Source organism: Coleofasciculus sp. D1-CHI-01 (assembly GCF_040218875.1).
GTDB lineage: Bacteria > Cyanobacteriota > Cyanobacteriia > Cyanobacteriales > Coleofasciculaceae > Coleofasciculus.
Genome location: NZ_JAVJQP010000088.1, coordinates 49022 through 72217 on the forward strand (window position 1 = coordinate 49022; position 23196 = coordinate 72217).

The 23196-nt window shown below is 45.9% G+C and carries 17 protein-coding genes; 10 read left to right on the forward strand and 7 right to left on the reverse strand.

Annotation, left to right across the window (positions count from 1 at the left end; genetic code table 11):
- Positions 1–65 precede the first annotated feature (65 nt).
- On the reverse strand, positions 66–656 hold the full coding sequence (locus RIB93_RS16015) for a CpcT/CpeT family chromophore lyase (protein ID WP_446373730.1): 591 nt from the start codon (positions 654–656) through the stop codon (positions 66–68).
- A gap of 126 nt (positions 657–782) precedes the next feature.
- Here RIB93_RS16015 and RIB93_RS16020 point away from each other — a divergent pair, with 126 nt between their 5' ends.
- Together RIB93_RS16020 and RIB93_RS16025 are read left to right on the forward strand one after the other, a co-directional pair.
- A complete protein-coding gene (locus tag RIB93_RS16020) occupies positions 783–2111 on the forward strand; it encodes a hypothetical protein (RefSeq protein ID WP_446373731.1) in 1329 nt (442 codons plus the stop codon).
- Positions 2112–2161: 50 nt separating this feature from the next.
- Positions 2162–2419 (forward strand): hypothetical protein, encoded by a 258-nt coding sequence (locus tag RIB93_RS16025; RefSeq protein WP_446373732.1) that lies wholly within the window; start codon positions 2162–2164, stop codon positions 2417–2419.
- 481 nt (positions 2420–2900) lie between these two features.
- Here RIB93_RS16025 and RIB93_RS16030 read toward each other — a convergent pair whose 3' ends face one another.
- Entirely contained in the window at positions 2901–3176 is a 276-nt protein-coding gene (locus tag RIB93_RS16030; protein ID WP_446373733.1) for a GlsB/YeaQ/YmgE family stress response membrane protein, read from the reverse strand.
- 325 nt (positions 3177–3501) lie between these two features.
- Complete coding sequence (locus RIB93_RS16035; RefSeq protein WP_446373734.1) at positions 3502–5190, reverse strand: choice-of-anchor I family protein; 1689 nt, start codon at positions 5188–5190, stop codon at positions 3502–3504.
- Positions 5191–5734: 544 nt separating this feature from the next.
- Between RIB93_RS16035 and RIB93_RS16040 the strand changes: the two genes are divergently transcribed.
- Both RIB93_RS16040 and RIB93_RS16045 read left to right on the forward strand, forming a co-directional pair.
- On the forward strand, positions 5735–6682 hold the full coding sequence (locus tag RIB93_RS16040) for a phosphate/phosphite/phosphonate ABC transporter substrate-binding protein (RefSeq protein WP_446373735.1): 948 nt from the start codon (positions 5735–5737) through the stop codon (positions 6680–6682).
- 89 nt (positions 6683–6771) lie between these two features.
- Positions 6772–8775 carry an ATP-binding protein gene (locus tag RIB93_RS16045; RefSeq protein ID WP_446373736.1) on the forward strand — a complete coding sequence of 668 codons (2004 nt, stop codon included), beginning with the start codon at positions 6772–6774 and terminating at the stop codon, positions 8773–8775.
- Positions 8776–9184: 409 nt separating this feature from the next.
- On the opposite strand, the gene RIB93_RS16050 is transcribed toward RIB93_RS16045, so the two are convergent.
- Positions 9185–9904, reverse strand: a complete 720-nt coding sequence (locus RIB93_RS16050; protein WP_446373771.1) for a response regulator — start codon at positions 9902–9904, stop codon at positions 9185–9187.
- Between the two features lie 398 nt (positions 9905–10302).
- Positions 10303–10431: a hypothetical protein gene (locus RIB93_RS16055; RefSeq protein ID WP_446373737.1), complete on the reverse strand. Its 129-nt coding sequence runs from the start codon at positions 10429–10431 to the stop codon at positions 10303–10305.
- A 164-nt stretch (positions 10432–10595) separates the two neighbouring features.
- On the opposite strand from RIB93_RS16055, the gene RIB93_RS16060 reads away from it, so the two are divergent.
- The 6 genes from RIB93_RS16060 to RIB93_RS16085 all read left to right on the forward strand — a co-directional run bounded on the left by RIB93_RS16060 (position 10596) and on the right by RIB93_RS16085 (position 20478).
- Positions 10596–11930 (forward strand): ATP-binding protein, encoded by a 1335-nt coding sequence (locus tag RIB93_RS16060; protein ID WP_446373738.1) that lies wholly within the window; start codon positions 10596–10598, stop codon positions 11928–11930.
- 54 nt (positions 11931–11984) lie between these two features.
- Positions 11985–13121, forward strand: a complete 1137-nt coding sequence (locus RIB93_RS16065) for a hybrid sensor histidine kinase/response regulator (RefSeq protein WP_446373739.1) — start codon at positions 11985–11987, stop codon at positions 13119–13121.
- A 494-nt stretch (positions 13122–13615) separates the two neighbouring features.
- Positions 13616–16876 (forward strand): adenylate/guanylate cyclase domain-containing protein, encoded by a 3261-nt coding sequence (locus RIB93_RS16070; RefSeq protein ID WP_446373740.1) that lies wholly within the window; start codon positions 13616–13618, stop codon positions 16874–16876.
- 312 nt (positions 16877–17188) lie between these two features.
- Entirely contained in the window at positions 17189–18511 is a 1323-nt protein-coding gene (locus tag RIB93_RS16075) for a four-carbon acid sugar kinase family protein (protein WP_446373741.1), read from the forward strand.
- Between the two features lie 590 nt (positions 18512–19101).
- Positions 19102–19524: a pentapeptide repeat-containing protein gene (locus RIB93_RS16080; protein WP_446373742.1), complete on the forward strand. Its 423-nt coding sequence runs from the start codon at positions 19102–19104 to the stop codon at positions 19522–19524.
- 438 nt (positions 19525–19962) lie between these two features.
- Positions 19963–20478, forward strand: a complete 516-nt coding sequence (locus tag RIB93_RS16085) for a CHAD domain-containing protein (RefSeq protein WP_446373743.1) — start codon at positions 19963–19965, stop codon at positions 20476–20478.
- A 49-nt stretch (positions 20479–20527) separates the two neighbouring features.
- Here RIB93_RS16085 and RIB93_RS16090 read toward each other — a convergent pair whose 3' ends face one another.
- Positions 20528–22126 carry an AAA family ATPase gene (locus RIB93_RS16090; protein WP_446373744.1) on the reverse strand — a complete coding sequence of 533 codons (1599 nt, stop codon included), beginning with the start codon at positions 22124–22126 and terminating at the stop codon, positions 20528–20530.
- Positions 22127–22267: 141 nt separating this feature from the next.
- Positions 22268–23173: a pentapeptide repeat-containing protein gene (locus tag RIB93_RS16095; RefSeq protein ID WP_446373745.1), complete on the reverse strand. Its 906-nt coding sequence runs from the start codon at positions 23171–23173 to the stop codon at positions 22268–22270.
- Positions 23174–23196: the final 23 nt, after the last annotated feature.

Genomic DNA, 23196 nt, shown 5'->3' on the forward strand with positions numbered 1-23196 from the left:
ATGCCCCTACAGCTATTTATCAGGTTTTAAATCAGCGATATTCAAGGTCAGATTTAACCAGTTGCTCAAACTTTCACTTCATCGGCAAAACTAGCCCGACGGACAAAGTAAAAGGGACCAGCAATGGAACCCCAAATATGTTCATCGGTTACGGGATCGCGTCCCCTATCTAAACTGATAAACTGATTTTCGTTAATTTCAAACGTGCTGTCCAAATAAGTTTCTTTTCCTTTGCGGAAAACCTTACAGGCTTTGCCCGGTTCAACGTGTCCCTGAAAGCTTTTGCCTGTCCATTCGACAATCATATTACAACCAGGAAGTTTATCTAGCTGATCGGTGGTTAGGGTTTGCAGGCGGTTAAGATCACGAGATGCGCCGTAAAATTTTTCTGGCTCTTTAACGGTGTAATTTTCAATTTCAATATGATCCCCAACAACCATTAATTTCAACACCCGTAAGCGGTAAGGGACGTTGAGAAGATAGTCATACGCTTGTTCTACAAAGAAACTGACGCCATCTAAGAGTGACGTGGGGAGGGGACGCATAAATACCCGGATATGGGCGTAAAAGGGCGGATTGTCAAAGGCTTGTTGTTGGTTAGTAAAGTCAGCCGCCATCCAACGGGCTAATGTGGCAATGTCAGTAGAATGAGTCATTATTAACGATCTTTTAATCGAAATATTGGATCTGGATCAATATTAAATTGATTTTATTCCCAATAACAGAGGCATTCACGTCTTGATTGCTGTAGCCTAGTAGAGTTGAGCGGTGAGCAAACCTCTGTGGATGCAATTCTAGAGCAAGCCAAAGATCTGAAACAAGCCCTAACGAACTTCGTACTCGAAGCCGACGGAGAGTTAGCCGTCGCCTTAGAAAGCTATGCGGCTGATCAGTTGATGCGAGAATCCTACGATATCAACCAGCGCAACTTGGTTATTGATACCTTCTTAACTGAGGGTGAAGTAGACAATCAGACACCGTTGGATCTGTTCCTAGAACACCATCCCAATTTAACAGCCAGCGATCGCACGTTGTTAAACCGCTGGCGAGATAGCTTTATTGGCTTGTTTGAACTTACCCATATCCTCCCCGATGGCTTTGAACTGAAAAATTGGCTCACCGATAAGCATTACACCGTCAAACCGACTCATCCCACTACCATAGAACAGATGCAGAGGTTTAAGGTTGGGGAAATCTTACTCACTCGCCTCGCCCCTGTCACCGATACCTACTGGATGATTTTAAGTCCCATTCTTGCCAAAGGGCGCTTGAGTCAGCCCAAGCTAGCCGTAGCCATTGGGGAATTCAAGAACAACTACAAAAATGCCCTTTACCGTGATGCGCCGGAACTGTTAGAACAGGCTTGGGACTCTGTAGCGACTTATCATCAGTCATTTGTAGACTTTTTTGGACGCGATCGCATTACCCTCCCTGGATACCAACTCAATCAAAAATTGGCTCAACTGCGGGATAAAATGACCCAAGAACGTCTAGCGGCGGCTGGGATTGATCCGTCGAAATCCCTGACAGAGATGATCCAAGATTCAGGTACGGATGAGGAGGAAATCAAATCAGCAGCGGTGGAAGCGGGTGCAGACGCCACAGCCGTTAGCAATATGTTGGATAACTCCACTAACTCTCCCATGGTGACGCCTAAGGTGGATTTACCGGACGATATCCGCAACGCTGAACAGGTGACTGTTTTTTCTCATCCCCGTTGGGGTCAGATGTTTCTTCCCAGTTACTCTAAGTTTCAGGACATGCTAGCATCCGACGACTGGCAAACTTATCCCAATGCTGAACAACGAGTCCACAAATACTTAAATGATCCTCAGATTAACTTGTTTATCTGGCAACAGCTAGCCGAGGAATATCCCACTCAACTGGAGACGGTATTACAAACAGTGTTAGATCGTCGAGATTTTAATCTCCAGCAGGATTTAGAACCCACACTTCACCAAGAGTTTCATAAACCCCTAGAACCGGAACTCCCAGAAATTGCTAGCGTTCCCCTGCATTTGCACAATCTGTTTGAGTCGGCTGTCGCTGAGGTTCACAAATCCAAGTCTAAAGGTAAGCGGAAAAAGAAAGCCGCCAAAGGCTTCCAATAATCCCTTGGGTAGGTTAGGATAGGGCAAATTATCTACGAATATCTCTATCGATGGATAGAAAAATCATTCGCCTTTGCCTATTTATCGTGAGTTGTAGTGCGGTGGGACTTGTTGTGGGAGGAACTGCTGCTCAAGCTGAACTGAATCAGTGTTTAGGAATCGCGACACCGACCGATGATTGCTTGTTGCAAGATCCCATGGTTAAAACTGTCGAAGGAATGGGAATAGGTTTATTAGCAGGCGTTGGTGCTTCGGTTGGCGCAGCTTGGCAGATTTGGCAAAATAAGTCAGTTGGTGGGGACAAGTAACGTTAATGGTTATTTGTTATTCGTCATTTGTCATTTGTCAGGGTTGAGCGGTAACAACTGCATAATTTCCATGCACATCAGTTTATTTATTAGTGCGGTGCGTCTTTTACCCCATCCGTGTCAACTTAAGCTCAACCCCTCACCAGAAGCCCCTCTCCCAACCCCCCTCGTTCCCTCTCCCAACCCCCCTCGTTCCCCCCTGCGAGGAGGGATGACTAAGGATGCTTCGCTTTTATGGCAGGGGAGAGGGGAGTAAGAGAATCCGATCCCTTTTCTCCCCACGGACCGGAGTTGGGGTTAGGGGATGAGGGGGAAAATGTCGAGAAGTAGATAGACACAGCTTAAAACCTTGCCAGCATTGGTTTTCTACCTTAAGTTGTCACCAATGCTTTTACTCCTACCCCTATAAAATAGGCAAAAAGCAGATATTAACCTTACAGTCTTCTGCCTTCTGCCTTTTGCCTTCTATCTTATTTTTTGATTAGGCGGATTTCTGAGTGACTAAACCCCAGATAAAGATCAACAGCAAGGCACCGAGAACGGCAAAGATAATACTGCCAATACTCAGAGCGCCTGACGCGGCGGCGGCGGCTCCGGACGAGCCTAACAAGAGTTTACCCAGAAACCCTCCGACTAAAGCACCGAGAATCCCTAAGCCAATGGTGGCAAAGATTCCGCCCCCTTGGTGTCCGGGATAAATCAGTTTAGCGATCGCGCCTGCAATTAGACCTAATACGAGCCAAGCAATAATATTCATAGAATTCTCTCCTTAATGTAATGTTTATTGTGTCTATGTGTCTATGTCTCTATTAGGTTCAGCCTATCAATTCCCTCTAACTCCTCGCTTCTATCTAATTAAATAAATTAACTCTGTCTAAATCAGTATTTATGATTATCCGAAGATGTAGAGACGTAGCATGCTACGTCTCTACATTCAAAGATATAACTTTTCCTCCTCCTGCTCCCCCTGCTTCCCCTGCTTCCCCTGCTTCCCCTGCTTCCCCTGCTTCCCCTGCTTCCCCTGCTTGCTTCCCTTGCTCCCCCTGCTTTTCCTATCTACTATGTTTGAGCGCAACTCGGTATTAGTGGGGGCGCTTGCGTTTTAATCCAAGCCAGCCTAGGGAACTAAACATTAACAAACCCAAGACAGAACTGGGTTCCGGTACACTTTCAACTGCAAAGACACTCAAGGTTCCACTGGTTTCATTGGCGGTAACCACCAAGGGATTACCATTAGGACTCTCGTTAGCGCCAATAAACAGCAACCCTTCCAACCCTAAATCACCGACAGCAGCTAACTGTTCATCTGTCGGATCAGGATCTCCCTCTTCATTCAAGTTAAAATCAACAGAGAAGTCACGGTTGTTGACATAATCCAGGAAGAAGGGGTTAAACGGATCAGTAATGTCATAACTGATAATGCCACCAATGCGTTCCAAACCAATAAAGGCAATAGTGCGACCAAAGAGTTCCGCAATCGTCACCGCTTGAGGTTCAGGTCCCTTATCATCACTGCGATCGTCAAATAGGTTGAGTTCGTCGTCGGAGTTGAACAACTCTGGGAGAAACTCGGCTGTAATCTGTTCAAATGCATCACCACTGTCAAAGATGAGTTCGCCGTCTGTATCAAAAATCGAGAACGAACGTCCACCAAAGGTATACAGTTCGTCAAAGTCCCCATCGCCGTCTGTATCCCCTAGAGTATTAGTCACTTTTAAACGACCTAGATTTTCATCCTTTTGCAGTTCCTCTGCATTGGGGAAAGCCACGGGGTCAAGCAGTAAGTCGCCTACTCTTACCTCTTCACTAAAAAAGTCAAAGTCCCGGCTGTCACCTTCGTTAGCGCTCACCAGATAGGTTGTGCCATCCACGGTATAGGAGGTAATTCCATCAGGTTGGTACATCCCGAACAGGTTGTCGTAATTCGCGATATTGATCGCGCCGTCTTCGTTGCTGGCGTCTAAGGCATTCGGTGGCAGGCTATAATCTTTGAAACCTAGCCCAATCACTTTTTCTACCTGACCACTAGCGATATCCACTACCGCGATCGCATTGTTCTCTTGCAAAGTGACATAGGCTTTTGTGGAATCCTGGGACACAGTTACAAATTCGGGTTCCAGGTTTTGAGAGGGGTTATCAGCGTTGGGTCCAAACAGGCGAACATTGTCTGGTATAGAAACACCATCGAAGTTAGCTGTTGTGACATTAAACGTTGCCAAATCAATAATACTGACCGAACCCTGGGGATCTTCTGAGTAATCATCACTCAACTCCCCTTCATTCGCCACGATAATCTTGGTGCCATCTGGGGTGAAGGTGAGTGAGTCCGGGACTGAACCCACGGAAACCGGGTCATGGATGGAATTTCCCTCTGAGTCGAAGAACAACACCAAACCCGAATTTTGCGGCATCGGATTGGTGACAGAGACAGCAAATCGACCGTTGTTATAGCTGACGCTGTTGGGTGACCCAAATTCAGAAACGTCAATGGGTTTGAACAACGACGGACTCGTCGGATTGCTAATATCAAGGATATCAATCTGATTTTGACCGGAACTGGTTACGAACAACCGTTGAGTGATCGGATCATACGCCGTTTGTTCAGCGGTGCTTTCGGCAAAAATACCTGTCGAGAAGGAACCGATGGGTGTCAGATTGAGATTAATCGCGGCGGCTGGTGTCGCCACCATACCGAGTAAAACGGCTGACTGTAGGGTTGACTGAACTATACTCGGCATTCGATGAATGAGTGAATTTTGACGCCTAGACATGGGTGATGAACCTCCTGATTCGGATTCGGATATGGTCGATAGCGATAATTAACCCCAAGAAGTTACATTTTGTAAAGCAACATTGCCGCTGATTTGGGTAAGAATGGCTGATATTCTTACCTTTCTTAATATATTCAAGCTAAATGAACACCGTTTGTTTGCCAGGAACAGAACGACCCATGCACAATTCCCACCCAGCGCTACAGAGCAATTTGTTTACAAAAGTTAACTTGAAAAGTCGAGTCAAACTACCTAGTTATGCACTTCTTATTTAGCATGGTCTTGCACCAATAAAGAAGAGTTCTGGGACAGGTTCATCAACTCTTTAACAAAAACCCGGAAAAACTTCACAGAAACTTTATGAACAAATCTGTCAAAATTTGATATGTATCCAGCAAACCGACAAAATAATCTTAAAGGCAAAGAGGTATCCCCATACCTGGAAACTGGAGACGCCTTTCGAGTCTAAACAGACAAAAAAAGCTGAGGCGAAACAACTGCACGGTTATCAACGACAATTTGTGATTATTGAGAGTTTAAACAAATGTTGCCAAAATTTTTGAAAGAGGTTGTCCTGCTGGGCTTGTTCACCACCCTCGTAAGTTGTGGTTCTACCGAAGAGAACAGCTTATCACAAACGCCAACATCGACGCCAACCCCTCAATCCACCGCTACTGGAACCCTTGTCCTTGCCGACGTTAACAAAAATGCCGCTGCCAAGCTAGAGAATTTCCAGCCCATGGCGGATTACCTAGCCGCCCGCTTAGAAAAATTTGGCATTGGCGTCGGTGAAGTACAAGTTGCCCCCGACTTAGATACGATGGCAAGCTTACTCAAAGAAGGCGAAGTCGATATCTACGTTGACAGTCCCTACCCGGCTATGATTGTCAGTGATAAATCGGGAGCCGCACCCATCCTGCGCCGTTGGAAGAAAGGACAAGCTGAATACTATGGCGTGATCTTTACCTTGGCAGAGAGTGAGATCGACTCCTTAGCCGATCTCAAAGGTAAAATGATTGCCTTTGAGGAACCTGTCTCCACCTCCGGCTATTTTTTACCCCTGAATACCTTGCTGGATGCTGGTTCGAAGATGAACGAAAAGGGTTCAAAAAACGAAGCCGTCGCCGCCGATGAAGTAGGGTACGTTTACAGTGGGGATGATGAAAATACGATTCAATGGGTACTCAGTGGCGAAGTCGCAGCAGGCGCGGCGGATTACTCATTCCTGGAAGAAATCCCTGAAGAAAGCCGGGAAGCCCTCAAAGTTCTAGCGGAAACCCAGAAAATTGCTCGCCATCTGGTTGTCATTCGACCGGGTATGGACCCAGAGTTGGTACAACAGATTAAGACAGTGTTAATGGAAATGGATCAGACAGCTGAAGGGAAGGAGGTACTCACCACCTTTGAGGAAACCGTCAAGTTTGACCAGTTCCCGGTTGAAACCAGTTTGGATAAGATGCGCCAGTTGTATGAACAGATAGACAACAAATAAGGGGTAGATGCTGTCCTGAACGACAATTTGCCCAGATGTACTAGCCAGGAAATAACAGTTATCGGAATAAGGGGAGGAAGATCAGTGGTATGGCTAGATTCAACCCAAAAAAAGGTTCACTAGCCACCAAAATAACGTTGGCGATGACCACGTTAGTGATTGTGGCTGTCGCTAGCGTCACCATGCTATCCCTACGCCGTCAGCAAGAAACCTTTCGCGATGAACTCGAACATCAGGCTGACCTATTGCTGGATACCTTAGTCGTCGCCACCCAAGATTCGCTCTACTTTCTCGATGTCTCCTTTATGAAGGAACTCATGGAAGAGTTGGGCAAGGATCAGGTATTAGTGGCAGGTCAGATTTATGACAAAGATGGACGGGTGCTAGCGGATGCCTATAGCCGCAATGTTTTATCATATGGGGTCACTCCTGATCCCTTAGGCAAAGAACTGGTCGAAAGTAACGAAACAGTGTTTAAATGGCAGTCTGACCAACTCCTTGCGGGTAAAGCCGTCGTTTTGGGACGTCAGCGCCTCGGCGCCCTCAGTGTCGGGCTTTCGACAGCCCCGCTGAAGGCAAAGATGGCGGCGGTGCGGAATGAAGGGATTGCCATGGGATTAGCGGCGGCGATGGTGGGTACGCTGGTGGCACTACTCCTGAGCCGTTCGATTACCGAACCCTTAAAGCAGATGACCGCCGCCACCCAGCGTCTGGCGAAAGGGGATCTGAGTCAGAAGATTGCGATTGACACCAATAACGAACTGGCGGTTTTAGCCGGTGCCTTTAACAGCATGACCGACCAACTGCGACATCTGATCGAGAGTTTGGAACACCAGACTGAAGATTTGCGGCAAAGTGAAGCCAAAAATCGTGCCTTGCTGAATGCGATTCCCGACTTAATGTTTCGGTTTAGCCAAGATGGGATCTTTCTGGATTTTAAAGCCCCAAAAGGAGAGTCTTACCTACAATCATCAGAAACCTGGGTCGGTCAACCTGTCTCTGAGGTTTTACCCCAAGAGGTGGCTACATTATGTTTAGAGTATGTCGAGCGAACGTTAAAGACTCAAGATATCCAAATTTTTGAGTATGAGTTGTTTGTGGAGGAACAGCGGCGGAATTTTGAAGCACGGTTGGTGGTCAGTGGTGAACAAGAAGTTTTAGCGATCGTTCGGGATATTACAGATGCGAAATTAGTCCAAATTGAATTGCAACAGGCAAAAGAAGAAGCAGAAGCGGCTAATCGGGCGAAGAGTGCCTTTCTTGCTAGTATGAGTCATGAGTTAAGAACGCCTTTGAATGGTATCCTCGGCTTAAGTGAGTTACTCCGGGAGGATGCCGAGGATTTAGGGTATACCGATTTTGTCCCGGATCTCCAGCAGATTTACGACTCTGGACTCCATCTTTTGAATCTGATTACCGATATTCTGGACATTTCTAAAATTGAAGCCGGGAAGATGAGCCTCTATCTGGAAAGCTTTGATATCTCTACTTTAATCGTTGAAGTTCAGAAGACGGTGCAAACCCTGATTAAGAAAAAGACGAATACTCTAGAGGTTCATGGCGCGGCGTCCCTTGGCACAATGCATGCTGACCGAACTAAGGTTAAGCAGTTGCTATTAAACCTAATTAGCAACTCCGCCAAATTCACGGAGAAGGGCACGATTGTCCTGAGTGTTACTCGTGAAAGTCAAGGTGAGGAAAATGGTAGCTCGAAAGGGGACATTAAAGTGCTGCTGGCGAATGGAGAATCCCCTATTGTTTCATCGGCAACCCTCGATAGTGCTTCAATTCCTGATGCTGGGAATGATGACCAAACCTCGGATTGGGTTATTTTTTCGGTCTCCGATACTGGCATTGGTATGAGTCCAGAACAGACGGCAAAGATATTTCAGCCGTTTGTCCAAGCCGATGATTCTACCACGAAAAAGTACGGAGGTACGGGTTTAGGATTGGCGATTTGCCAACGTTTCTGTGAGATGATGGGCGGTAATATTACGGTGAAAAGTGAGGTGGGTGTTGGTTCAACGTTTAGCTTTTACTTACCAGCTAAGGTCAAAGCTCCGAAGCCGGAAAAAGTCTCTTTATCACGTTAATTCGGTGGATGAAATTACAGTTAACGACGGGGATTGTCATTGGTCATTTGTCATTGGTCATTTGTGGACAAACACCGTAGGGGCGACCCGCTGCACAAATGAACACGACCCACCCATTAATTTTATCGGGTCGCCCTGCATCAGGTATCGGGAATTATAGCAACCGCCATAGCGGTTAGGACACATCATTTATGTAGAGACGTTGCATGCAACGTCTCTACAATGATGCCGAACGTCCTCATCGATGTGTCTACTGCTATATCCTGCATCCGGTATCAGGAATTAGTTGAAACTTGTTCCCTATTCCCTATTTCCTATTCCCCGTTCCCTATTCCCTATTTTCTATTCCCTATTTTCTATTCCCTGTTCCCTGTTCCCTACCCTCACCACAACACGTATTCAGCAACCCCTAAGTAATTAATCCAGAACGGAGTGCATGGACAGCGGCTTGGGTACGGTCATCAACGCAGAGCTTATTCAGAATATTGCGAACATGGGTTTTGACTGTGCCTACTGTAATATAAAGCTTATCCGCGATCGCGGCATTACTCGCTCCTGCCACAATTAGCTCAAGCACCTCTAATTCCCGTTCGGTTAAGGGATAGGCTTCGATGACTTGTTCGTACTCTGGACCTACCCCATCAATCTTGACGGTTCGATCTTGATTCGCCGCCATTTCAGAGGATGGATCTCGTTTTACCTGTCGTAAAACAATACTGGCAATCGCTGGATCAATCCAGGCGTTCCCTTCCTGGGTTACTTCTAACGCCTCGACAAGCTGTTCAATTTCAATATCCTTCATACAATAGGAATCAGCTCCAGCCGCAAAAGCAGCCAGTACCGCATCTTCACTATCATGCATGGTTAAGATCAGAACCCTTGTTTGTGGCTCCTGGGTATCTGTATGGCTACTCTTGAACTTGCGAGTCAAATCAATGCCATCCATATCCGGTAAACCGATATCCACAATAGCGACATCGGGTTTCAGGCTTTCCAGCAGCTTCAATCCTTGAGTCGCATTCGCCGCTTCTCCGACGACTTCAATTCCATCCTGTTCTTGTAAAGCGGCTTGTAAACCCATCCGCGTAAGGTTATGGTCTTCAATCAGGACGACACGCATAGGACTCACCATCAATGTTTCAGAACTCAAATTCGTTTTATCTTGGTCATTGAGAGATGTAGGACTGTTTGACTCCTTCTCTCGGATTTGGAGAATTTTCATTATTCAATCAGCCTAACCTAATCCATGCTTAGATTTAATCACGATGAAGTGATTCTTCGTTTCCGATCGCGCTGATACCCTGGAGTCAGGTCAGACAAGGATAACGCTTTCTTTAGCATCCTTAAGCCTAAAAAGTCAAGTATTGCTATCGGCATCGATTACTCCTTCCTCGCTAGTGCTTCCCCCGCTAGTGCGACGTGGCAATAAAGATAATCAACACTATGGCAGATCCGTGGCAGATGTACATCTATCAATAGTATTAAGCCGTTTCAGTTGAGCCAAAAATTTGGCAGCCAAGAGACTTTCTAGTGCAAGAAGGCAAAAATAACTGAACAGCTAATATCTTCCCCTGCTTCCCCTGCTTCCCCTGCTTCCCCTGCTTCCCCTGCTTCCCCTGCTTCATCGTATCTACGAAGCTGCTCAAGTATTTCCAAGAGACTTTCTAGTGATTATGCCTATGGACTGAGACGAAAACCATAGCCACCAGCATACAATCTAAGACAAAGGTTGGACTATCTTCAATGCCAGCTTAGGCAAACTCACTTCCCAGAACAAGCTGTAACCTCCATTAATTGAGTTGTGCGTTAGGGCAATAGCATTGGCGCACCAGTTGCCATTCTCCCTGGGATACAACAGTGAGCTTAATGCTGACCTTGGTGATGAAGAAATCCTTCAGTTCTGCTCGTTGATGAAAGAAATGCTCAATATTCTGCTCGTTGATGATGAGGACATCGATCGCTTAGCTGTGCGTCAGGCTCTGGATGCCACGGGCTTGTCAATCAATTATGTTGAAGCCTGTGACTATAATAGCGCGATCGCTCTCATTGAGCGTGAGACATTTGACTGTGTCTTTCTGGATTACTCTCTCCCCGACAAAGATGGATTAAGCCTGGTGCAAGATTTGCGAAAGGCTGGCGTCAAGATTCCCTTGGTGGTAATCACCGCTCACGGTAATGAGCAAGTCGCCGTGGCGCTGATGAAAGCTGGGGCGTCAGACTACCTGTCTCAGGATAAGGTTTCACCGACAAGTTTAGGACGGATTCTGCAAAACGCGATTCGCATCTACCAAGCCGAACAGCAGGTGGAACTGGCTCATCAGCAGTTGCGCCAGACGAATGAACAGCTAGTCCGGCAAAATCAAGAATTAGCCCAACAACGGCAACAAATTCAACGTCAAAATTTAAAATTAAAAGAACTCTCTAAACTTAAATCACAGTTTTTAGCCACGACATCCCATGAATTGCGGACGCCGATGAATGTGATTATCGGCTTTGCTCAAATGCTCCTACTCCAACGCCATGGATCTCTGACATTCTCACAATTAAAGATGGTACGATGTATCTTAAAAAATGGCAAGCATCTGTTATCACTCTTAAGTGAAGTCTTAGATTTTGCTCAAATTGAAGCCGGGGCTTTGGAACTTAAGGCGGAAGAATTTAATATCGATCAAGTGGTCAATTGCACGGTTAATGATGTTCGTCCCTTGGCACTACAGAAAGGCTTAGACTTATCGATAAAAATCCAACTCGAAAATTCCTCAATTATCAACGATCGCTCTCATTTGCACAAGGTCTTAAAACACCTGCTCATGAATGCGGTTAAATTTACCAAATCAGGGTCGATCTGGGTCAATGTATACGAGGTTGAATCGCAACGACTGATTATTGACGTTGAGGATACGGGAATTGGTCTGTCTCAAGCCGAATTAGACTATATTTTTGAAGCCTTCCGCCAAGTTGATCAGACCATAGCCCGGCAATACCCCGGTACAGGGCTAGGATTAGCAATGACCAAATCCTTAGTTCAATTGATGCAGGGCAAGATTACGGTAGAAAGTCAAGTGGGAGAAGGGTCAATTTTTCGCGTCGAACTGCCGCGTTATATTTCTTATTCGGGGAAGTTGACAGAAATTAAAGTACCTGCCTATAATTAAATCTTTTAAAATGTTTTGGAGTTACGATGCTTTTCAAGTATAAATAGATGAAAAATGAATCTACCTGAGCCAAAAATAGAGCAGATTCTGGCAGTTGATGATGCGCCAGACAATTTATTCCTAATGCAAACCATCTTAGAAACTGAAGGATATGACCTCAGTTTAGTTGAAGATGGATATTCCGCATTAGCAATCGTTGAAAAATCACCTCCTGATTTAATCTTGCTGGATGTAATGATGCCCCAAATGGATGGTTATGAGGTGACTCGGCGGATTCGTCAAAATAGCAGTTTGGCGTTTATCCCAATTTTGCTGATCACCGCTTATGAACAGTCGAGTGCGATTGAAGGACTCGATGCGGGGGCGGATGATTTTATTCGCAAACCTGTGGATGTGGGGGAGTTATTAGCGCGAGTGCGATCGCTACTGCGACTTAAGCACAGTATTGATGAACAAGTGCGACTGGCGCGTCAGCGAGAAGATTTCGTCTCTCGTCTCACCCACGATTTGCGAACCCCCTTAGTCGCCGCTGATCGGATGCTGAGTTTATTGAAACGGGGAAGCTTTGGAGAGCTTCCTGATTCAGCCGTAGAAGCCGTCGTTTCTATCCAGCAAAGCAACCAACATTTAGTCCAGATGGTGAATACGGTGTTGGAAGTTTATCGCCACGATGCTGGGTCTAAAGAGTTAACCTTTGTTTCAATAAATCCTCAGGAAATGATTAAGGAAGTCGTTCAAGAACTGACTCCCTTAGCCCAGGAAAAAGGATTAGCGTTAAGGCTGAATGTAGGAGAGTGCGCTATTTCATCTAATTCAGACGATTGTCGGGTGATGGGCGATCGGCTTGAACTCCGCCGCGTATTCACTAATCTAATTGGCAATGCGGTCAAGTTTACGGAAAAGGGCTCGGTCGATATTAATTTAGGTTTAGAATCGGATTCCACAAACTCGGCAGATGGTCAACCCCCTTTAGTGACAATTTCCATTCAAGATACGGGATCAGGTATTCGTCCAGAAGATCTTGCTACTCTTTTCCAGCGATTTCGCCAAGGAAAGCATAAGCGATCGGGGAGTGGTTTGGGATTATACTTGTCTCGTCGGATTGTAGAAGCTCATCAGGGTAGGATTGAAGTCGAGAGTGAGTTGGGCAAAGGTAGTTTATTTACGGTTTATTTGCCCGCACAAACGTGAAGCTGGGGGAGCTGGGAACAGGGAACAGGGAACAGGGAACAGGGAACAGGGAACAGAGGTTGTAGTGGACAAACGAACTGTTGTAGAGACGTTGCATGCAACGTCTCTACCTCTCCAGTAATACAGCCGAAGAATGGTAAAACAGGGCTTTTTCATGGCAACTGTATGACACCGTATGGGTAAATTTTGTCATTTTCCCAAAATTGTGCGGAAATTGGTCAATGAGTCCTGTATTTTCTTTACAGGAAGAATTATTTTCATCCCAACCCATTAGAGATACTATAGGATTCCTTTGGAAAAATCAATCGAGGAGTCCCAACTTGGCATTTGTCTAGGAAGACAGAGATTTATCCACTTTAGCGATACTTTAGGGATACTTAAGTTTTTGGTACAAAAGGAAGTAGCTTTTCGCTTTGATGATGCAACGCCAGAAAACCTGATTAGTCAAATCGACGAGTTTATACCGTGTTATTCATGTAGGTGATCCTTGTCCCATGTTACTGCCAACCATTACCCGTCAGCTTGTCAAAAGCGCTAAACGCAGTCAAAAGATGCCATTGCGCGTGGTTCTGGTGGTTCCCTTTCTGCTCCAGATCTTTGCGGCGGTAGGGTTGACTGGATATCTCTCCTTTCGCAATGGACAGCAGGCGGTTGACAATCTGGTTACGCAGTTACAGACCGAGGTTAGCGATCGCATCGTACAACATGTCGATAGTTACCTGGAAACACCTCATCTAGTCAACCATGTTCTCGTCAATGCCGTGCGTCGGGGTCAGGTGCTCCCTCAGGATCAGCCCAGTGAGCGCTATCTGTGGCAACTCGTACAGATTACCCACTCTATTAATACCATTCAGTTCGGCAGCGAGCAAGGAGAGTATATTGGCGCAGGCTATACCGAGGATAGCCGCTTAGTGCTGAAAGTTGCCGATCAATCCACTAACTATAACTTTCATACCTACACAACCGACAGCCAAGGGAATCCTAAACAACGGTTAGATAGTCGCGCCAATTATGACCCTCGCATCCGCCCCTGGTATAAAGAGGCTGCTTTTAAAGGTCAAACGGTTTGGAGTCCTATTTATGTCATGTTTAGCCATTCTCGGTTAGGGATTACCCTAGCTGAACCGGTATTTGACGACAAGGATAAATTATTAGGTGTGGTTGGTACTGATATTTTACTATCTGAAATTAGTAAATTCCTCAACAGCTTAAGAATTGGTCAAACAGGACAAGCGTTTATTATTGAACGATCCGGATTACTGGTTGCCAGTTCCACATCAGAACAGCGATTTATTCAGGATGGCGATAAAACTCAACGCCTATTTGCTACTCATAGCCGTGATCCCTTAATTCAATTAACCGCGCAGTATTTAAACCAAAACGTTGATACCTTAAACCAGAATAACCAGAGCCAACAGCTATCCTTTAATCTAAACCGCGATCGCTATTATTTACAAGTCACCCCTTTCCAAGATGATCATGGCTTAGATTGGTTGATTGTGGTGGCGATACCGGAAGCGGATTTCATGGAACAAATCCATGACAATACCCGCACCACGATTAGCTTATGCTTCGCGGCGTTTGTTGTAGCAACAGGGTTAGGAATCTTCACCGCCAGACGGATTACCCAGCCGATTACCCAGTTAAGCATAGCGGCGGCGAAAATTGCCCAGGGCAAATTTAACCAACAGGTAAAAGTCGATAGCAAAATTCCGGTTCGGGTGCATGAACTTGAAATTTTAGCTCAATCCTTTAATCAAATGAGTCAACAGTTATACTCCTTCTTTACCGCCCTAGAAAAAAATCAAACTGAGTTAGAGTCACGAGTTGAGCAACGCACCGCCGCCTTACGCCTGTCTGAAGAAAAGTTTGCTCTCGCCTTTCGCTCATCCCCGAACCCAATTACGATTACTACTCTGGCTGAGGGAACGTTTATTGAGGTAAATGAAAGCTTTCTCAAGATTACCGGATATGACCTAGAGGATGTGATTGCTCATACTTCTATTGAACTCAATTTTTGGGTTGAACCCCAAGAACGTACCCGACTCCGTAGCCTATTACAAAAGACAGGTGCTATTCGGGATCAAGAGTTTCATTTTTATACCAAATCGGGTCAAGTCAGAACGGGATTGTTATCCGCAGAATTAATTACAATTGGCGAAGAAGAATGCATACTGGCGGTAATTAATGATATCACCGAACGCAAACAGGCTGAACAACGAGTTGAGTTACTGCTAACAATTAGTCAAGCGATTAATGCCGCCCCTGATTTTCAAGCCGCCTTAGAAATTGCCCTGCATCAAGTGTGTCAAACTACGGGCTGGATTTATGGCGAAGTCTGGATTCCAGCGACAGACGGAATGGCATTAGAATGTAGCCATCGTTGGTATTACAAACAGACCGGACTTGATCCAGAGGTTATCACCGCCCTGCAACAATTCCGAGAGTATAGTGAAGCCCTAACATTTTTACCCGAAGAAGAAATACCGGGACGGATTTGGTGTCACGGTGAACCCGAATGGATTAGTGATATTGCCACCGAAACTGATGATGTTTTCTTGCGACTCAAATTGGCAACCGACTGTGGGTTAAAATCAGCCTTTGCTGTACCCATTGTTGCCCCAGCGACGCCGCAAACCTCTGCCCCGGTTTTAGCGGTGTTAGTGTTTTTTATGGCAGAAGAACACCAAAATGATGAAAATTGGATTGAATTGGTGTCTGTCGTATCGGCGCAGTTGGGTCCAGTTATGCAGCAGAAGAAAGCCGAGGCAGAAATGAAGGCACTCTTTGCCGCGATGACGGATATGGTTCTGGTGGTGGATGCGTCGGGTCGTTGTCTGAAGGTGGCACCTACAAATAAAGGAAAATGGTGTAAATCTCCGGGGGACATATTGGGAACAACTCTGTTGGAATATTTCGATTCCAGTCAGGTAGATTTTATTCTCAATAGTATTCGAGAGGCGTTGTTAACTCAAGCTACGGTGAATATCGAGTATTGCATCAATCTGGCAGGAGAGGATATTTGGTTTGCGGCGAATTTGTCACCGCTTTCCGATGATTCGGTGATTTGGGTGGCGCGTGATATTACCGATCGCAAACAGGCAGAGGTGGCATTACGGTTAGAACAAGAAAAATCGGAACAATTATTACTGAATATTTTGCCTGAACTAATTGCAGAACGGCTGAAACAAGACCAATCAGCGATTGCGGAGAATTTTGATGATGTGACAATTCTGTTTGCGGATATTGTCGGGTTTACGCCGTTATCGGCGCGGTTAAAACCGATTGAATTAGTGAATTTACTCAATCAGATGTTTTCCACATTTGACCAGTTGGCAGAACGTCATGGTTTGGAGAAAATTAAAACCATTGGTGATGCTTATATGGTGGTTGGCGGATTACCACAGCCGAGGGAAGATCATGCAGAAGCGATCGCGCAGATGGCGTTGGATATGCAGCAGGCGATTACTCAGTTTCAAGCCGAACACAGTGAGTCATTGCAAATTCGCATTGGAATTAATACCGGATCAGTCGTGGCGGGGGTGATTGGGATTAGAAAATTTATCTATGACTTGTGGGGAGATGCGGTGAATGTCGCCTCGCGGATGGAATCGTCGGGAGAACCGGGACAAATACAAGTCACAGAGACGACATACCAGCGATTACGCGACAAATTCCAGTTTCAGGAACGAGGTGCGATCGCAGTTAAAGGGCGCGGGGAAATGACAACCTATTGGCTAATGGGAACGTGTTGAGTGTTGGTTGATCCTTCACGACCTTCGAGGACATGATCTGTAGGGGCGGGTTTAGGGACTCTCTTGTCGCAATTGATAGTAACGTTAGTACAAAACCCGCGATGTGTAGGGGCGGGTTTAGGGACTCTCTTGTCGCAATTGATAGTAACGTTAGTACAAAACCCGCCCTGACTCAGTGTTGAGTTCACTCCCTTCCATCTCCCAGACGTGCCATGGCACGTCTCTACAGTGGTTCGTGCTTTCTCGCCAAGATCCTGATACCCTGAATTTCAGGGATAAATTGACCCTTGCCGATCGCAGGATACCAAGAGCATGACCAGCAAACCCAAAATTATCGTTTTGGATGATGACCCCACCGGTTCCCAAACCGTTCACAGTTGCTTGCTGCTGACGCGCTGGGATGTGCAAACTCTACGGTTAGGACTAGCCGACGCTTCACCGATTTTCTTTGTCCTGACGAATACGCGGGCGTTAACCCCAGAGGAAGCCGCCACAGTCACTTGTGAGGTTTGCCATAATCTGAAAATTGCCATAGAAACTGAAGGAATCGACGATTTTCTTGTCGTCAGTCGCTCTGATTCCACCCTACGCGGACATTATCCCGTGGAAACCGATGTGATTGCCCAAGAAGTGGGACCCTTTGATGCTCATTTCTTAGTTCCTGCATTCTTTGAAGGTGGACGAGTCACCCGCGACAGTATTCATTATCTAATGGTGGATGGTGTCCCTACACCCGTCCATGAAACCGAATTTGCCCGTGACTCGGTATTTGGCTATCACCACAGCTATTTACCCGATTATGTGGAAGAAAAGACCAAGGGAAGGATTAAAGCCGAAAACGTTGAGCGCTTTGTCCTCTCTGATATTCGTTCAGGAAGTTTAGAACGCCTCCTTAATTTGAGTGGGAACCAATGTGGTGTCGTTGATGGGGAAACTCAAGCCGATTTAGATAAATTCGCCGCCGATGTCCTCAGCGCCGCCGCCCAAGGGAAACGTTTCCTATTTCGTTCTGCTGCCAGTATTTTAACCTCTCTGGCGAGTCTGGGCGCTCAACCCGTCCCGCCAGAGAATATGGCACAGTATGTCAGAGAAGGGAAACCGGGCGTTGTGTTGGTGGGTTCTCATGTTAAAAAGACCACCCAACAGCTTGAACAACTCCTGAAACTCTCTGATATTGTCGGCGTTGAGGTGGATGTTAGTCATTTACTTGAGGAGTCAGCATCCCAACGGGATTCACTTTTAGCCAAAGTTGTCGCCGCCGTTGGCGAGATTTACAACTCGAATAAAACAGCCGTCATTTATACCAGTCGTGAGGAATTAGTCTTTAAAGACGTGCAAACTCGGTTAAACTTTGGCGCAGCAGTTTCGGCATTATTAATGGATATTGTTCGAGACTTACCCAAAGATATTGGCTTTTTAATTAGTAAGGGTGGAATTACCTCAAATGATGTCTTAAGTACAGGATTAGACTTAAGATCTGCCCGGTTACTGGGTCAAATTATTCCTGGCTGTTCTGTCGTGCGAACCCCATCGGATCATCCTCAGTTTCCAGATTTGCCTGTGGTACTCTTTCCCGGCAATGTCGGAGATGCAGATGGGTTAGTGACGGTTTATCAGCGTTTTTGCCATAAATAGGTGCTGCTGAATAAGTGTTGTGGTGAGGCAAGGGAACAGGGAACAGGGAACAGGGAACAGGCTGACAATTCCAAAAGACGCGAGCATCTAGATGCCAAAACTAAAGCACTTGTTTGGTCGAAAAAGATATTGAACTCCCAGTCTTGTCTACCTTATCCATTAATACAGCAAGCCCTATTTGCGGAATACAACTGCAAGATAGAGAGCTAGACATTTGCACCACAACTTTTCCTCTTCCTTCTGACTCCTTTTCTGTTCCCTAAGTCATAAACCTTCTCCTCTCTCGCTTAGAGGCTGCGGACGTTTGTTATAATAGCGTTTAGTTCAAGAATAGAGACGTAGATCACAAAGGAGAACTCATTAGAGTCACGCCGGATGGTGGTTTAAGTTACCTCTAAAGCAGATTAAATTCACCGAAAATTAGGACTGTTCTCAATTAATCCTCCAGCCAAATACCTGAAGATTAACTATGTTGAATTTATCAGGTAAAGAAGATTATGCAATCCTCTGATCGAAATATCCTTAACCCAAACAAATCCTCAGCGTCAGCTAGAAAGCAAGAGTTGTTTAAGAAACTAGAACGAATACGAATGGCACCTGAGCGCCTGCTGGAGGAGTATGCGGCGGGCGAACGGGATTATCGGGGATTTAACCTCAGCAACCTAGAGTTAAACGGCGTAGATCTCCAGAGAATTGACTTGAGTCAGGCAAACCTGGAAGGGATTGTCTTAGAAAAAGCTACGTTGACACGGGCAAACTTCACCAGAGCCAACTTATGTGGGGCGAATTTACGCCGAGCGGATTTGATTTGGGCAAATTTACATTGTGCTAACCTACGAGGGGCAAATCTGAGAGGAGCTGATTTAAGCGGCGCTGATTTGAGTGGTGCAGATTTGACCGATGCTGATTTAGGCGGAGCCATACTACCCGACGGAACGATTGTTTTAACCAGTGAACAGTCGAGTCTCTTATGTGGTAAGCTGCGAAAATTGCCACTCAAACCGTCCAAATAATCCCCAAGAGAGAGGCTAAGTAGGACGCGATCGCACACGATAATATCTATAAGCTGTCATGCATTTAAATGGGGTATGAGTAGCGAGCAAGATGCAAAGCCTGCGGCATGGCTTCGCTAAACGCACTACTACAAGGATGCTCACCATTATTGACATTAAGGTTTAAATGCCGAACAGCTTACAAGGATGCTCAGGTCTAATTGAATTGTTCCTCCCCCCTTCTTCCCCAGCTTCCAGACGTAGCATGCTACGTCTCTACATGGCTTCCCCAGCTTCCCCAGCTCCCCTATCCCTAAAAACATTGTCAGCGTACTCTAACTCTAAGCGCGATCGCACACTTGACCATGGCATATCGATTAAAGGCATCCGAATCTATATCTGAGGGAGTTCAGCGGATTGCTTACGAACAGATAGACAAAGCATTAGCCCAATTTTGGCATGATTAAAGCAGCGCGGGAACGGGTCAAAGATTGGTCAATTAAAAGCAATGACTGGTCAACGATACAGGAGAGTGTTCAGCGTGTCTATAAACGAGGGGATAAAGCATTAATTGTAGCCTTTAATCAGCCTAGCGTTGAGAATTTTCACGATTGGCGCAAGCGGGTAAAATACCTTTGGTATCACCTGCGACTGCTTAAATTAGTATGGTCAGATTTAATGGCAGAAATGGCATCACAGACGAAACAATTAGCCGATTATCTAGGGGATGACCATGATTTAGCGATGTTGCGTCAGCTACTGGAACAGGAACCCGAACTAGGCTGCGATCGCACTCAACTAGACGCCCTAATTGGCTTAATTGACCGCCGCCGACTCCAATTGCAGCAGTCAGCATACTGTTTAGGACAGCGCATTTATGCAGAGAAACCAGGAGTCTTCGTTGAGCGGATCGGCGTATACTGGCAGATTTGGCGATCGGAACGTGAGCAACCCAGTTCGCAGTTGCGCTTGTAGTTGCGATGCGAGCGCCATCAACGCATGGCTGAGAGGAACTTACCGATCATTAATCCACTTCCAATGGACCAATCCCCTTCTGTGTGGTAAAATGCTTTAACTCCTCCACCAACTTACTATCATTCGACGCCGTTCTCGCCCCCGCCTGGGCTGCCCAGTGTTTCAGCGCTTCAATTTGCTCCCGTGCGATCGCAGCAAGTGGTACCGTTTCTTCTATCGCCCGCACAATATCCTCTGTGGTAAAATCTCGCCGTTGTCCATTCACCACCGTACCATAAGCTCGATGCATGGCATCAATAATCACCTGTTCAATCTCTGCCCCACTAAAATCCTTCCCCTGTCGTGCTAATCTAGCTAAATCAAAATCTCGTAACCGAGAAGGGCGTAAGGGTTGCAAATGTACCTTAAAGATATCCTTGCGTTCGGCTTCCGTGGGCAAATTCAAAAAGAAGATTTCATCAAATCTGCCTTTTCGCAATAACTCAGCGGGCAAAATCTGCACATTATTCGCCGTCGCCACAATAAAAACGGGACTCGTCTTTTCCTGCATCCAGGTAATCAGCGTACCAAATACCCGTCTGGATGTACCCGAATCCCCATCAACGCCAGCACCAATATTACCAAACGCCTTATCAATCTCATCAATCCATAATACACAAGGCGCGATCGCTTCACTAATTTGAATCATCTGGCGCACCCGACTTTCACTTTCCCCGACAATCCCGCCAAATAATCGCCCGGTGTCTAACCGCAATAAGGGCAAACGCCATTCATGGGCAATGGTTTTCGCGGATAGCGATTTCCCGGTTCCCTGAATTCCCACCAGTAAAATTCCCTTAGGATTGGGAATTCCATAGCGTCGCGCTTCTTCGGTAAATGCATCTTGGCGCATCCGTACCCATTGCTTGAGATTCTCCAATCCACCGACATTTTTTAATGATTCCTGGGCGGTGAAAAAGTCTAAAATTCCCGTTTGGCGAATCGCTTGTTTTTTCTCCCCTAATACGCCATCAATATCTGTTTCATTCACCTGTTGTTTGGCGGCTAATGCCTTTGCCAATACCCGGGCAATTCTGGCACGACTCAATCCCTGACAAGCTTTAACTAATTGTTCCCGCGCTAATCCAGATACATTTAAGTTTTCTGGTTTGACCAGAATATTAATCAGATAATCAATTTCCTGGGAATTAGGCAAGGGAAAATCAATAACCGTAACTTCCTCACTCAATTCTGCTGGCACTTCTAAGGTATGACTGGTGAGGATTAAGGTTTTGCGAGAACGCTTAAGTTCCTTGGTTAGATTCTTCAATTCTCGGATCACGGGCGCATTGCGATCGCTCTGAGGATTTTTTAAGATAAAATGTAGATCCCGGAGGACAAATAAGCTATTTTCCTGAGGATCAGTCTTGCGAATCCGATGCAGCGCCCCCATAACTGAACCCTTATCCGCCCCATTATCCTCCCATCCCCGCACAATATCCCAGAGTAAAACTTGGCGTTCGGGTTGAGATTGTACAGCAACTGAATGTAATACTTCTTCCACGGGTTCTTCTTCAACCGCCACGATATAAAGTAACGGATAACGCGCCCGGATCATTAAATCTAATTGTTCGATTAAGGTTTGATGGGGATTAAAGGTATTAGTCATTTGTCAAAACACTGATTTCACGGATTTATTGTCTAGATGGAGTAGGGAGGTGGGAGCTTATTCACACTGATTACACAGAAAAGTTTGTTCTCTCATTTTGACAGTGTAATTAGGAGTTTAACGTCATGATGAAACCCGCGCCTACCCAATTTTTCTTAATTTATCGTAATCACTAAATCCAACTGGAAAATCGGTATGCTCATCATAATCGGCATTGTCTAGATTAGCGTTTGTCAGCTTGACTCCTTTTAGTTTAGCGCCCCTCAAGTTGGCGTCACTCAAGTCTGCTCCGATTAGATTTGCGCCAACCAGATTAGCTTCGGTAAAATTAGCTTGGCTTATATTAGCGTTACTCAGGTTTGCCCAACTGATAATCCCTTGAGTCAGATTTGCCTCTTGCAGGTTAGCATTACTTAAATCTGCCCCTCTGAGATTTGCCTCTGTGAGTTCAGCTTGACTGAGGTTTGTCTCCTTTAGGGAAACACCAGTTAGGTTAACATGGCTGAGATTTGCCTGACTGAGTTCTACACCGTTTAGAATAGTTTGGTTGAAGTTCGCGCCTTTAAGGATTGCTCCGGTTAAATCGACTCGATTAAGATAGGCTCCACTGAGATTAGCATCACTTAAATCAATCTCGCTCAAGATTTCCCACTGCAAACAAATCCCACTTAAATTCGCTCTTGAGAACGCCCGATGTCCGGCTTCGTAACGGTTGAGGAGTTCCTTGGCTAATCGGATACTGTACTGAGTTAAGGCTGATTCGGCTTGAGTGGTGGCGTGTTTTTCTAGGAGAGAATAAGCAGTTTGGTGAATCTCCCACACTTCATCATCTAAGGCTTGAATAAGTATCGCTATGCCCTTTTGCCGATAATTCAGAGCGTTATGGAGGGCGGCAATTTTGGCATTCAGGGATAGGGGAGAGGATGAGGGTGTCTGATTCAACTGCTGTTTTACGGCTTCAATTCCGCCTAATACAGCGTCTCCTCTGGAGATTGAACCGCCCAAAACCACATCAGTGGCTTGAGGTTGATCTGGATAAGCTGTCATAGATAACAAAATAAGGGCACGAT